Raw genomic sequence first — 12,994 nt, forward strand, 5'->3', positions numbered from 1 at the left:
GGAGCCCGAGAGCCCGAGGGGCAGCGCCATAATCAGTACCCGGAGAGGACAACAGCCATGAAGATCCTGTCCCGTGCGGGAGGCCGCGCCGTGGCCGCCGCCGGAGCCGCCGTACTCGGCGCGCTGGCCGTGCAGACGCCCGCCGTCGCCGCCGAAGCGCTGCCGGTCGGCTCCGCAGCGCCGACCGGTGCGACCCGGGCACCGGAGGCGGCGCTGCAGCCGCTGGACACCAAGGCGGCGCTGGGCACCCTGACCAAGACCACGGGCACCGCACTGCGTCCGGTCACGGACCTGCGACTGGACCCGTGGGCGAACTCGGGGGCGGACCCGCTCACCAACGGCGTCGCCGTGCAGCCCAAGACCCCCAACGGCGCCACCGGGGCGCTCAGCACCCTTCCGCTGACCGCGCCGCTGAGCGGCGGCGGCGGCCTGAAGGACCTGCCGGTGCTCGGCCAGGTCTTCGGCCTGTTGCGGGGCTGACCCCCGGCAGGACCGGCTGACGCCCGAGGGGCCGACTCCCAGCACGGGAGCCGGCCCCTCGGGCGTCAGCGGTCACTGCTGCCGCAGGGTGCGGGCGGCCTCGACGGCCCAGTAGGTGAGGATCTGCTCGGCGCCGGCCCGCTGGATGGAGGTCAGGGTCTCCATGATCACGCGTTCGCGTTCGATCCAGCCGTTGGCGGCGGCGGCCTCCACCATCGCGTACTCACCGGAGACCTGGTACGCGGCGACCGGCACCGGGGAGGCGTCGGCCACCTGCCGCAGGATGTCCAGGTAGGCCATGGCGGGCTTGACCATCACCAGGTCGGCGCCCTCGGCGAGGTCCAGCTCCAGCTCGCGCAGTGCCTCACGGGCGTTGGCCGGGTCCTGCTGGTAGCTCTTGCGGTCGCCCTTGAGCGAGGAGCCCACCGCCTCCCGGAAGGGGCCGAAGAAGCCGGAGGCGTACTTGGCGGTGTAGGCGAGCACCGCGACGTCCTGGTGTCCGGCGCCGTCCAGCGCCTCCCGGACCACACCGATCTGACCGTCCATCATCCCGGACGGGCCGACCATGTGGACCCCGGCGTCGGCCTGGACCACGGCCATCTCGGCGTAGCGCTCCAGGGTGGCGTCGTTGTCCACGCTGCCGTCGGGCGCCAGCACCCCGCAGTGGCCGTGGTCGGTGAACTCGTCCAGGCAGAGGTCGGACATGACCACCAGCCGGTCGCCGACCTCGGCAACCACATCGCGGATCGCCTGCTGGAGGATGCCGTCAGGGTTGGTGCCCTCGGAGCCGACGGCGTCCTGCACGGCCGGGACGCCGAACAGCATGATGCCGCCGATCCCCGCCTCCGCCGCCTCCACCGCCGCCTTGCGCAGGGTGTCGCGGGTGTGCTGGACGACGCCGGGCATGGAGCTGATCGGCACCGGCTCGCTGATGCCCTCCCGCACGAAGGCGGGGAGGATCAGCTGAGCCGGGTGCAGCCGGGTCTCGGCGACCAGGCGGCGCACCGCGGGGGTGGTGCGCAGTCGGCGGGGGCGGTGGAGGGGGAAACCGGTCATGGCGTGTGACTGCCTTTCAGCGGGCCCTTCGCGGGCCCATCAGCGGGCCTTCCTGCGGGAGCCCGGACGGCGCTCGCTCGGCCGGTACACCTGCTCGCCGGCCTCCAGGGCGGCGTCGCGGCGGGCCGCTCCGAACTCGGCCAGAGCCTCGGCGAGCGCCGCGGCCGAGGGCGCCGGGGAGAGCACGTCGACCCGCAGGCCGTGCTCCTCGGCGGTCTTGGCGGTGGCGGGGCCGATGCAGGCGATGACGGTGACATTGTGCGGCTTGCCGGCGATGCCGACCAGGTTCCGCACGGTGGAGGAGGAGGTGAAGAGCACTGCGTCGAAGCCGCCGCCCTTGATCGCCTCCCGGGTCTCGGCGGGCGGCGGCGAGGCGCGCACGGTGCGGTAGGCCGTGACGTCGTCCACCTCCCAGCCCAGGTCGATGAGTCCGGCCACCAGAGTCTCGGTGGCGATGTCGGCACGGGGCAGCAGCACCCTGTCGATCGGGTCGAAGACCGGGTCGTACGGCGGCCAGTCCTCCAGCAGTCCGGCGGCGGACTGCTCACCGGACGGCATCAGGTCCGGCTTGACGCCGAAGTCGATCAGGGACTGCGCGGTGGTCTCGCCGACCGCGGCGACCTTGATCCCGGCGAAGGCACGGGCGTCCAGCCCGTACTCCTCGAACTTCTCGCGGACCGCACGCACGGCGTTGACCGAGGTGAAGGCGATCCACTCGTAGCGGCCGGTGACCAGGCCCTTGATGGCCCGCTCCATCTGCTGCGGGGTGCGCGGCGGCTCCACCGCGATGGTGGGCACCTCCTGCGGGACCGCGCCGTAGGAGCGCAGCTGGTCGGAGAGCGAGGCCGCCTGGTCCTTGGTCCGGGGGACCAGGACGTTCCAGCCGAAGAGCGGCTTGGTCTCGAACCAGGAGAGCGAGTCGCGCATCGAGACCTGCTCGCCCACCACGGCTATCACCGGGGTCTGCGGGTCGACCGGTGCGGAGACCGGGGAGGGCAGCACCTTGGCGCTCTTCAGCTCGGCGGCGATGGTGGCCAGCGTCGCGGTGAAGGTGCGCTGCCGGGTGGTGGTGCCGCCGAGGGTGGCGCAGAGGGCGGAGTCCGGCTTGCGGCCCTGGGCGACCAGGGCGGTCGCGGCGGCCGGCAGCTGGCCCAGGGTGGTGCGGACCACCAGGGTGGCGTCGCTGCCGCCCAGGTCGGTCCAGCCCTGCGGGTCCAGGGTGGCGGCGTCCACGAAGCGGACGTCGGCCCCACGGGTGCCGCGCAGCGGCACTCCGGCGTACGCGGGCACGCCGACCGACTGGGCGACGCCGGGGACGACCTCGAAGGGGATCCGGTCCTTGGCGCAGACCAGCATCTCCTCGGCGGCCCGGCCGTCCAGGCCGGGGTCGCCGTCGACGGTGCGGACCACGTGCTTGCCGGCCTTGACGGCGGTGGAGACCACCTTGGCCAGCGCGGCGGCGCCCCAGTCGGCGGTGTCCGCGGTGGCGTCCACCGGGTCGGCGTCGCCCGCGGTGCCGCCGGGTGTGTACACCTCGACGCCCTCGGGGCAGTGGGTGCGCACGGCTGCCGCGGTGAGCGGGTCGGCGACCAGGACGTCGGCCGACGCCAGCACCTCGACCGCACGGAGGGTCAGCAGCCCGGGGTCTCCCGGCCCGGCGCCGAGGAAGGTGCAGCGTCCGGCGGATCCGCTGGGAACGGCCTTGCGAAGACCGTTGGCGTCGGTGTTGGCGGTGGGGCTCACAGGTCTCGCTCCCCCATCAGACCGGCCGCGCCCCGGGCGAGCATCCGGGCGGCGAGGTCGCGGCCGAGGGCCGCCGCCTGCTGCTCGAAGGTCTCGTCCAGAGCGATCGGACCGGTGGTGGACATCTGCAGCAGGGTGGTCCCGTCGGGGGTGCCGACCACACCCTCCAGCCGCAGTTCGGTGGCAGGACCGTCGGTCCCGAGCACGGTGGCCAGCGCGCCCACGGGGGCGGAGCAGCCGGCCTCCAGGGCGGCGAGCAGGGCTCGCTCCGCGGTGACCGCGGCCCGGGTGGGCCGGTGGTCGAGCGCGGCAAGGGCGGCGGCGAGCCGCGTGTCGTGCGCGGCGCACTCCACCGCCAGCGCCCCCTGGCCGGGGGCGGGCAGCATCAGGTCGAACCCGAGCAGCTGGGTGGCCTCGGAGAGGCGGCCGAGGCGGCTGAGGCCGGCCGCGGCCAGGACGACGGCGTCGAGCTCGCCCGAGTGGACATAGCCGATGCGGGTGTCGACATTGCCGCGGATCGGGACGGTCTCGACGGCCAGGCCGTGTGCCGCGGCGTAGGCGTTGAGCTGCGCCATGCGGCGCGGTGCGCCGGTGCCTATCCGGGCCGGGCGGCCGTCGCCGTGGGCGACGCACTTCTCGACGAGCTCCTCCAGGGTGAGGCCGTCGCGGGCGACCAGAGCGTCGCGGGCGTCCTCGCGCTGGGGGACCGCGGCGAGCAGCAGACCGGCCGGATCCGCGGTGGGCAGATCCTTGAGGGAGTGCACGGCGAGGTCGATCCGGCCGTCGAGCAGGGCGTCGCGGAGGGCGGAGACAAAGACCCCGGTGCCGCCGATCTGCGCCAGGTGCTCACGGGAGGTGTCCCCGTAGGTGGTGATCTCCACCAGCTCGACGGGGTGGCCGGTGAGCTCGGCGACCTGCTCGGCGACCATGCCCGACTGGGCCGTCGCCAGTGCGCTGCGGCGGGTGCCCAGCCTCAGCGTCTTCTGCTTCAACTCGCCTGGGGTAGTGCGAAGTTGACCATTCATGACATGATCGTCCCGGTCGTGCTGGTTGCCTGGGTGGTGGTTCATCGGACGTCGCCCCTCGCGGCAGCGACCTGCGCCCCGGCGGCCCGCGGTCCGGCCGCCTGCTTCGGGGCGCCCGACACGGCCTCGACGGCCGATGGGTCAAGATCGAAGAGCTCCCGCAGCGCCTCGGCGTAGTTCGCCCCGCCCGGCTCTCCGGCCAGCTGCTTGACCCGTACGGTCGGGGCGTGCAGCAGCTTGTCGACGACCCTGCGTACGGTCTGCGCGATCTCGGCGCGGGAGCGCGGGTCGAGATCGGGGAGCCGGCCGTCCAGCCGCTCCAGCTCGCTCAGCACCACATCCGAGGCCATGGTGCGCAGCGCGACCACGGTCGGGGTGATCCGGGCGGCGCGCTGGGCGGCGCCGAAGGCCTCGACCTCGTGCGCCACGATGCCGCGCACCGCGTCGACGTCGACCGCGCCGTGGCGGTCGGCGGCGGCCGCGGCGAGGCTCTCGATGTCGACCAGGTGGGCACCGGGCACGCTGTGCACCTCGGCGTCCACATCGCGCGGCATCGCGAGGTCCAGCAGCGCCAGCGGACCCGCGCCGTCGAGGGCGCCCCGGGCGCGTACGGCGGCGCGTACCTGCCCGGCGTCGATGACCAGCCCGGCGGCTCCGGTGCAGGAGACCACCAGATCGGCGTCGGCCATCGCCTCGGCGACCTTGTCGAAGGGGACCGTACGGGCGCCCAGGCCCGCGGCGAGCCGCTCGGCACGCTCCGGGGTGCGGTTGGCGATCGCCAGGTCGGCGACGCCGGCGCGGTCCAGGGTCGCGGCGGCGAGCGAGCTCATCGAGCCGGCGCCGACCACCAGGACCCGCTTGCCGGCGACCGGGCCGATGGCGGCGGCGACCTGCTCCAGGCCGAAGGTGACCAGTGACTGGCCGGCCTTGTCGATGCCGGTCTCGCTGTGGGCGCGCTTGCCGACCCGCAGTGCCTGCTGGAAGAGCTCATTGAGGCCGCGGGCAGCGGTGTGCTCCTCCTGCGCGAGCGAGAGGGCATCGCGGATCTGCCCGAGGATCTGGCCCTCGCCGACCACCATCGAGTCCAGCCCGCACGCCACCGAGAAGAGATGGTGCACGGCGCGGTCCTCGTAGTGGACATAGAGGTGCGCGGTGAGTTCCTCCAGGCTGACGCCGCTGTGCTCGGCGAGCAGACCGGAGAGCTCGGCGACCCCGGCGTGGAACTTGTCCACGTCGGCGTAGAGCTCGATCCGGTTGCAGGTGGACAGCAGGGCGGCCTCGGCGACGGTGGCGGAGGCGGCCGAGGCGTGCAGCAGCCGGGGGCGGGCGTCACCGGTGAGGGCGGCCCGCTCCAGGACCCCGACGGGTGTGGTGCGGTGGCTGAGTCCGACGACGAGGAGGCTCATGCCGGCATCACGGCGGGGAACTCCCCGTCCGTCCCGGACGACGGGGCTCGGCGCAGCTTGGTGGCGGCCTTGGGCGTGGGCCCGGTGACGGACTGCTCCGCACCGTCCTCGCCCGACTTGCGCTGCTCGTGGAAGGCCAGGATCTGCAGCTCTATGGAGAGGTCGACCTTGCGCACGTCCACGCCGTCGGGGACCGACAGCACGGTGGGGGCGAAGTTCAGAATGGAGGTGACCCCCGCCGCGACCAGCCGGTCGCAGACCTGCTGGGCGGCGCCGGGAGGCGTGGTGATGACGCCGATCGACACCTGCTCCTCCTCTGCGATCTGCTCCAGCTCGTCCATGTGGCGGACCGGGAGGCCCGCCGCGCTGGAGCCCACCACGGCGGGGTCGGCGTCCAGCAGCGCCGCCACCCGGAAGCCGCGGGACGCGAAGCCTCCGTAGTTGGCCAGCGCATGGCCCAGATTTCCGATACCGACGATCACCACGGGCCAGTCCTGGGTGAGGCCCAGCTCGCGGGAGATCTGGTACACGAGGTACTCGACGTCGTAGCCGACCCCGCGGGTCCCGTAGGAGCCGAGGTAGGAGAAGTCCTTCCGCAGCTTGGCGGAGTTCACTCCGGCGGCGGCGGCGAGCTCCTCGGAGGAGACCGTGGGTACGGAGCGCTCCGAGAGCGCGGTCAGCGCGCGCAGATAGAGCGGCAGCCGCGCAACCGTGGCCTCCGGGATGCCTCGGCCACGGTTGGCCGGGCGGCCCCGGTCGGCAGGGTGTGTGGGTCGGCCAGTTGCCACGATGCTCCCGAGGGTGAAGCTGGGCTTTGGCAGCCAGGCTATGCGTTTGTGAACGTGTGCACAAAGATGGTGTCCGATTTGTCCCCGAACAGTGACGCGCATCACGCCGCACCTCCCGACGGGCCCGGAACCGGGAGCGGCGCCGGGGCGTTCGCCCGCCCGGCACGGCGGCGCAGCAGCGGTGCGGAGCCCGGCGCCAGGCTCGGCCAGTCCAGCACAGTCGCCTCGCGCAGCGCTCGCGTCCACTCCTCGCTGCGGGTGGCGCGACCGGGGTGCCCGGAGGCGCAGTGCCGCAGCAGATCCGCCGTGGTGCGGGCGTCGCCCAGCGCGGTGTGCGCCGCGTACGGGGGCAGCCCGGCCGCCTCCGCACAGGCACGCAGGCCGAAGCCGCCCGCGGCGGGCAGGCGGTCGCGGGCCAGCCGCATGGTGCACAGGGTGGGGACCGGGGGCAGCGCCACGCCGATGCGGGCGAACTCGCGCTCCAGGAACGCATGGTCGCAGCTGACGTGGTGGCCCACCAGCAGCCGGCCCGACAGCAGCTCCAGCAGGTGCGGGGCGACCTCGCCGAAGCGGGGGGCGCCCGCCACCTCGTCCTGGGTGATCCGGTGCACATGGGTGGGGCCCACCGGACCGCCGGGGTCCAGCAGCGTGGTGAACTCGGCCTCGGCCCGCAGGAAGCGGTCCAGTACGACGACCCCGACCTCCACCACCCGGTGCCGCCACGGGCTGCGCCCGGTGGCCTCCACGTCCACCACCGCATATCCGGTCGCGGCGGTGCGGGTCGTGGCGGCCGCCTCCGGGCGGGGTGCGGTGGACGCCCCCTGGAGTCGGCCGAGCAGCACGGGTTCTCTCCTCCGGTCGACCCCCCGATTGGCCTAAAACCCTAAGATGGTAAGCCGACGAACTGGACATTCGACAAGCCGACGGCGAGACCTGCACGGCGGGTCAGCGAACCAGTGCGCTGCGCAGTCGTTTCTCGTCGACCCGCCAGAAGTCGTGCTGGCGTCCGTCGATCAGGGTGACCGGGATCTGCTCCCAGTACTGGCGGTACAGCTCCTCGTCCCGGGTGATGTCCAGCTCCTCGAAGGCGGCGCCGAGTTCGCCGGTGACCCGGCGGATCACCTCCCGGGCCTCGTCGCACAGATGGCAGCCCGGCTTGCCGACCAGGGTCACGGTGCGGTCTGCGGGGTCGGGCCGTTCGGTTCGGCGCAGCAGTGGACTCACCCGGCCATTCTGCTCCCGGGCGAGGCGTGGGCACAGCCGTCGTGGGGCACCTCGCGCGATGTGTCCTTCACCACCCCGCCCCACGGCGGCAACCGCCCCACCACCTGCGTAACACCGCCGACGCGCGCTGTTGACCCGGCCTGCACCTCCGCGACACGGTCTGCCCGGTCTGTCTGGCTATGCTCGCCCTATGGCTGCGCTGCGAAGGCTCACCCACAGGAAGCGATCCGTCACCGAGCGGACCGTGCTGGCAGGCGAGGCCGCCGCCGATGCGGCGCACTCCGCCGCGACCGCCGACGAGCGGCAGCGGCAGGATTCCGCCGATGCGCCGGCGCGGCGGCGCGGGCTGCCCTTCCTGGACCGGGAGAAGGGGACGAGGGCCGAGAAGCCCGGTCCCGGCGCCGACCGGACGGCCGAGCAGCCGCCCGCCGCGGGCGATCCGCGCGCGGCCGCCTTCTTCGACTGCGACAACACCCTGCTGCAGGGCGCCGCGATCTTCTATCTGGGCCTCGGCCTCTACAAGCGGCAGTTCTTCACCCACCGCGACGTGGCCCGCTTCGTCTGGCAGCAGGCCTGGTTCCGGCTGCACGGCGCGGAGGACCCGGGCCACATGGCCGAGGCCCAGGACACCGCGCTGGGGATAGTGGAGGGCAAGCGGGTCGACGACCTCGAGGTGATCTGCGAGGAGATCTTCGAAGAGGTCATGGCCGACAAGATCTGGCCCGGCACCCGCGCACTGGTGCAGATGCACCTGGACGCGGGCCAGCGGACCTGGCTGGTGACCGCCGCCCCGCAGGAGGCGGCGCGGATCATCGCCCGGCGGCTCGGCATGACCGGCGCGCTGGGCACCGTCGCGGAGGCGGTCGACGGCGTCTACACCGGCAGGCTGGTGGGCGAGCCCCTGCACGGCCCGGCCAAGGCCGCGGCGGTGCGGGCGCTGGCCCGGCGGGAGGGCCTGGAGCTGGAGCGCTGCGCGGCGTACAGCGACTCGTCCAATGACATCCCGATGCTGTCGCTGGTGGGGTACCCCTATGTGATCAACCCGGACACCGCGCTGCGCCGCCACGCCCGGGCCGAGGGGTGGCGGGTCAGGGACTTCCGGACCGGCCGCAAGGCCGCCAAGGTCGGCATCCCCGCCGCGGCCGGCCTGGGCGCCGCCGCGGGCGGCACCGCGGCCGCGCTGGCTCTCTACCGCAGGCGCCGCTGACCCGCACGGCCGCACAGCGGCGGGCTGCCCGCCCGGCCGGACGGCGCCGTACCCGGCCGTCTGCGCCCGGCCCTTCCCAGCAGGAGCCGGGGCCCCCGTGCCCGGCCTCCCGTGCCCGGCCCGGCGCGCCCGGGCGGCTGCCGGAGCACCCGGCCGCCCAGGCGGCCCGCCGCGTCTCCGACCGTTCCGTCCACCCACCCCCGCACATCAAAGGTCGATGCAGGGTTGCGGGCGCGACGGCGTGACCGGATCCGATCGCTCACCGAGGCCGGAAATTCGGGGGTTACACCGCCGAGAAGCGGGGAAAGCCGCCCGTTCGCCAAAAAATTCGGTCACCCAGCGTTCACTTCGAATCACCGAAGGACGCTCACCTGTCGGACTCTCTGAACACTTTCAGCTACCAGGCTGCAACAGAAGAGACTCAAGCGACCACTTTGACGACACCGTGTAGCGGTGCTTGCACAAAGCGTTATCCTCGTCAGACGCACGCCGGAGCCCATACGTCACCACGGTGGGTGAGCGGTCCCGCACTGCACGCATACAGTTCTGCCACTGGGAGTCCCGTGTACCCACACGTCCGGAACGACGCGCCCGCTCCCTACGACGCCTGCGGAGCCACCGGGCTGGACCTGCTGCGCACCCTGGTCCGGGACCAGCTGCTCCCCGCCACCCCGGTGCTGCTGCCCGCCGGCACCGCTCTCCGCAGCGGCACCGCCCCCGGCACCCGCGCCCGCACCGCACCGGGCCCGCGGACGGCTCCCGGCCACCGCTCCCGCCAGGCCCCGGCCGAATCGGAGCACAACCCGGTGATGGAGCTGGTCGAGCGGGCCCAGGCCGGTGAGAGCGAGGCCTTCGGCAGGCTCTACGACCACTACTCCGACACGGTCTACCGCTACATCTACTACCGCGTCGGCGGCAGGGCCACCGCCGAGGACCTCACCAGTGAGACCTTCCTGCGCGCCCTGCGGCGGATCTCCACCTTCACCTGGCAGGGCCGGGACTTCGGCGCCTGGCTGGTGACCATCGCCCGCAACCTGGTGGCCGACCACTTCAAGTCCAGCCGCTTCCGGCTGGAGGTGACCACCGGGGAGATGCTCGACGCCAACGAGGTCGAGCGCAGCCCCGAGGAGTCGGTGCTGGAGTCGCTCTCCAACGCGGCGCTGCTGGAGGCGGTGCGCAAACTCAACCCCCAGCAGCGGGAGTGTGTGACGCTGCGCTTCCTGCAGGGCCTCTCGGTGGCCGAGACCGCACGGATGATGGGCAAGAACGAGGGCGCCATCAAGACCCTCCAGTACCGGGCCGTGCGCACCCTGGCCCGGCTGCTGCCCAGCGACGCCCGGTGACCACGGCAGGATGAATCGGCGGTCACATGATCAGGCGTGCGTAACCGACGCCCGCCACTGCTCGTTGCCCAGCGTGCAAGCACCCACCGGGGCGGCGTCCGGCCGTCCGGTCTCCCTCCGGACGCGATCGGCAGCCCCGGAGGTGCCTCACTCTACGGGTGGTTCGGGGCGGCGGAGGGCAACTGTCCGACCGGCCGGGGTGTCGACAACGACGAGAGGAGGTGCGACCCGTGACAGCGAATGTGCTTGAGCACCGGCGGGCGAAGGCCTTCGCCGAGGCGTTGACGGCGCACCAGAGCGCCGACCGGCGGAACGGAGGCGTCGACGACGCCCCTGCCCGCGGCCACTCCACCGCCATGGCGGAACTGCTGGCCACCAGTGATGTACTGGCCGCCCATGCGGTCCCGGCACCGGCCCTCGACCCCGAGGTGCGCACGGTGCAGCGGGCCCGGCTGGTGGCCGCCTTCGAGCAGGCCGTCGCCGAGGGCAACGGACCCGGTGTCCCCGCCCAGCGCCGCGGCGCCCATCGGGCGGCCGCGGCCGTCGGCGGCGCCGCGTCCCGGCTGCGGCCACGCACCCGCTGGGGCCGCCGGCTCGCGGCCGGCGGCCTGGCCGCCGGGATCGCCGTGGGCGGCTTCGCCGGGGTGGCGATGGCCAGCACCGGGGCGCTGCCCGGCGATGCGCTGTACGGCATGAAGCGCAGCCTGGAGGGCTGGCAGCTGGACTGGGCCGGATCCGACAGCGAGCGCGGTGCGCTGCTGCTGGACCAGGCCTCCACCCGGATGGCCGAGGCCCGTCAGCTGGTGGTCCGCTCCGGCGGCGCCGGCGGCTCCTCGGCGATCCTCAGCCCGGCCACCGTGGAGCAGATCCGCAAGGCGCTGGCCGACATGCATACGGAGGGGACCAGCGGCCGCAGGCTGCTCTGGTCGGTCTACCGCTCCAACGGGTCGCTGGATCCGATGCGCAGGCTCGCCGTCTTCGCCCGCTCCCAGGACGACCAGTGGCCCGCACTCCGGCGGCAGCTGCCCCAGCAGCTGGCCCCGGTCGCCTCCCAGGTGACCCAGCTGCTCGACGACATAACGGCGGACGTCGCGCCACTGCACTTCCTCGACCCGTCCCGACAGGGCGGCGACGGGAACGGCAAGGCGGGCGACGGCGACCACCGGGGCGGCAGCGGTACGGGCAGCAGCAGCACCGCCCAGGACACCCAGGCACCCGGCGACGACAACGGTGCATCACCTCGCGCATCCAGCGGCGCCACACCGACCGGTCCCTCCGACTCCCCGACCCCCGGCTCCACCCCGGCGGGCGGGGTGGGCGGTCTGGTGGACGGCCTCACGGGCGGGCTCACCGGCCGGGGCACCACGCCCGGCAGCACCGGCACCGCCACGGCGGGCTCCACCACCGCGGGAAGCCCCTCCCCCAGTGGCAAGCCCGGTATCACCGTCCCTCCGCTGATCCCCGGTCTGCTCCCGGGCCTGGGGCTCAACCTGGGCTGACCCTGCAGCGGCAACGGGCCGCCGCCCGCACCACGCGGGCGGCGGCCCGTCGGCCTGTTCCCCTCGGCTCGCCCCCGTCGGCTCGCCCGGCGGGGTCTCCTCAGAAGAAGACCGAGCGACGCTGCACCAGCAGCCGGTAGAGGGTGTGCTGGATGGTCTCCCGTACCTCGTCGGTCAGATTGAAGACCAGCATCGGGTCGTCGGCGGACTCCGGCGGGTGGGTGTCGGTGGCGATCGGCGCACCGAACTGAATCGTCCACTTGGTGGGCAGCGGAACCGCCCCCAGCGGCCCCAGCCAGGGGAAGGTGGGGGTGATCGGCACATAGGGCAGGCCCAGCAGCCTGGCCAGGGTCTTGGCGTTGCCGATCATGGGATAGGTCTCCTCGGCCCCCACGATCGAGCAGGGCACGATCGGCACCTGCGCACGCAGCGCGGACGCCACAAAGCCGCCCCGGCCGAACCGCTGCAGCTTGTACCGCTCGCCGAAGGGCTTGCCGATGCCCTTGAAGCCCTCCGGCCAGACGCCCACCACCTCGCCGCGCTCCAGCAGCCGCTGTGCGTCCTCGTTGCACGCCAGGGTGTGGCCGGCCTTGCGGGCCAGCTCATTGACCCCGGGGAGCACAAACACCAGGTCGGCGGCGAGCATCCGCAGATGGCGGTGCGCCGGGTGGTGGTCGTGGATGGCCACATGGGTCATCAGCGCGTCCAGCGGCACCACACCGGAGTGGTTGGCGACGATCAGCACCCCGCCCTCCGCGGGGATGTTCTCGACGCCGCGGACCTCCACCCTGAAGTATTTCTCGGCGAGCGGGCGCAGCAGTGAGAGGAAGACCTCCTCGGTGAGCTCCCGGTCGAAGCCGAACTCGTCCACCTCGTAGTCACCGGTGATCCGGCGGCGCAGAAACGACAGCCCGTTGGCGGCCCGGCCCTCCCAGCCCCGGCCCAGCAGTCGCTGTGCGACACCGCCCAGCGGCCCGGCCAGGGCCTGGCCCACCGAGTCGGCGATCCGGCCGGCCACGACCGCCGTCCGGTCAGGGGCCTCCTCGGCCGGCGAGGCCGGACCGCGCCGGGAGCCCCCCCGCGGCGGGGAGGGCAGCGCCGACAGCGGCGACTGCCGCCGGCCGCCGGTACGGCCCCCGGTCTCCTCCCCGGAGGACTGCGCCGCACTGCCACCGCGGGCGGAGTCGATCGGGATGACCTTGGCGTCGCCCATGGGGTACTCC

12 protein-coding genes are annotated in these 12,994 nt (G+C 73.6%); 4 read left to right on the forward strand and 8 right to left on the reverse strand.

Annotated features, from left to right (window positions below):
- The first annotated feature begins 57 nt into the window (after positions 1-57).
- On the forward strand, positions 58-480 hold the full coding sequence (locus AB0761_RS17180; protein WP_377269918.1) for a hypothetical protein: 423 nt from the start codon (positions 58-60) through the stop codon (positions 478-480).
- Between the two features lie 72 nt (positions 481-552).
- Here AB0761_RS17180 and hemB read toward each other — a convergent pair whose 3' ends face one another.
- From hemB to AB0761_RS17215, 7 genes are all read right to left on the reverse strand, one after another.
- Positions 553-1,536 carry a porphobilinogen synthase gene (gene hemB / locus AB0761_RS17185; RefSeq protein ID WP_377269919.1) on the reverse strand — a complete coding sequence of 328 codons (984 nt, stop codon included), beginning with the start codon at positions 1,534-1,536 and terminating at the stop codon, positions 553-555.
- 39 nt (positions 1,537-1,575) lie between these two features.
- Positions 1,576-3,279 carry a uroporphyrinogen-III synthase gene (locus AB0761_RS17190; protein ID WP_377269920.1) on the reverse strand — a complete coding sequence of 568 codons (1,704 nt, stop codon included), beginning with the start codon at positions 3,277-3,279 and terminating at the stop codon, positions 1,576-1,578.
- Positions 3,276-4,304, reverse strand: coding sequence for a hydroxymethylbilane synthase (gene hemC, locus AB0761_RS17195; RefSeq protein ID WP_377269921.1), 1,029 nt, complete (start codon positions 4,302-4,304; stop codon positions 3,276-3,278). The genes AB0761_RS17190 and hemC overlap by 4 nt, the downstream gene beginning before the upstream one ends.
- Positions 4,305-4,345: 41 nt before the next feature.
- Entirely contained in the window at positions 4,346-5,710 is a 1,365-nt protein-coding gene (locus AB0761_RS17200; protein ID WP_377269922.1) for a glutamyl-tRNA reductase, read from the reverse strand.
- The gene (locus AB0761_RS17205) at positions 5,707-6,498 is read right to left on the reverse strand and encodes a redox-sensing transcriptional repressor Rex (protein WP_377269923.1); all 792 of its coding nucleotides are present in this window, start codon (positions 6,496-6,498) and stop codon (positions 5,707-5,709) included. Before AB0761_RS17205 ends, AB0761_RS17200 begins: the two co-directional genes overlap by 4 nt.
- Positions 6,499-6,599: 101 nt before the next feature.
- Positions 6,600-7,340 (reverse strand): exonuclease domain-containing protein, encoded by a 741-nt coding sequence (locus AB0761_RS17210; RefSeq protein WP_377269924.1) that lies wholly within the window; start codon positions 7,338-7,340, stop codon positions 6,600-6,602.
- A 103-nt stretch (positions 7,341-7,443) separates the two neighbouring features.
- Positions 7,444-7,722 (reverse strand): glutaredoxin family protein, encoded by a 279-nt coding sequence (locus AB0761_RS17215; RefSeq protein WP_377269925.1) that lies wholly within the window; start codon positions 7,720-7,722, stop codon positions 7,444-7,446.
- Positions 7,723-7,912: 190 nt separating this feature from the next.
- On the opposite strand from AB0761_RS17215, the gene AB0761_RS17220 reads away from it, so the two are divergent.
- The 3 genes from AB0761_RS17220 to AB0761_RS17230 all read left to right on the forward strand — a co-directional run bounded on the left by AB0761_RS17220 (position 7,913) and on the right by AB0761_RS17230 (position 11,771).
- Positions 7,913-8,929 (forward strand): HAD family hydrolase, encoded by a 1,017-nt coding sequence (locus tag AB0761_RS17220; RefSeq protein WP_377269927.1) that lies wholly within the window; start codon positions 7,913-7,915, stop codon positions 8,927-8,929.
- Positions 8,930-9,492: 563 nt separating this feature from the next.
- Complete coding sequence (locus tag AB0761_RS17225) at positions 9,493-10,272, forward strand: ECF subfamily RNA polymerase sigma factor, BldN family (protein WP_377269928.1); 780 nt, start codon at positions 9,493-9,495, stop codon at positions 10,270-10,272.
- 230 nt (positions 10,273-10,502) lie between these two features.
- Positions 10,503-11,771: a DUF5667 domain-containing protein gene (locus AB0761_RS17230; protein ID WP_377269929.1), complete on the forward strand. Its 1,269-nt coding sequence runs from the start codon at positions 10,503-10,505 to the stop codon at positions 11,769-11,771.
- A gap of 100 nt (positions 11,772-11,871) precedes the next feature.
- On the opposite strand, the gene AB0761_RS17235 is transcribed toward AB0761_RS17230, so the two are convergent.
- Complete coding sequence (locus tag AB0761_RS17235; RefSeq protein ID WP_377274162.1) at positions 11,872-12,984, reverse strand: lysophospholipid acyltransferase family protein; 1,113 nt, start codon at positions 12,982-12,984, stop codon at positions 11,872-11,874.
- Between the last annotated feature and the right edge of the window lie 10 nt (positions 12,985-12,994).

It is taken from the genome of Peterkaempfera podocarpi, assembly GCF_042466665.1.
In the GTDB taxonomy this organism is placed as follows: domain Bacteria; phylum Actinomycetota; class Actinomycetes; order Streptomycetales; family Streptomycetaceae; genus Peterkaempfera; species Peterkaempfera podocarpi.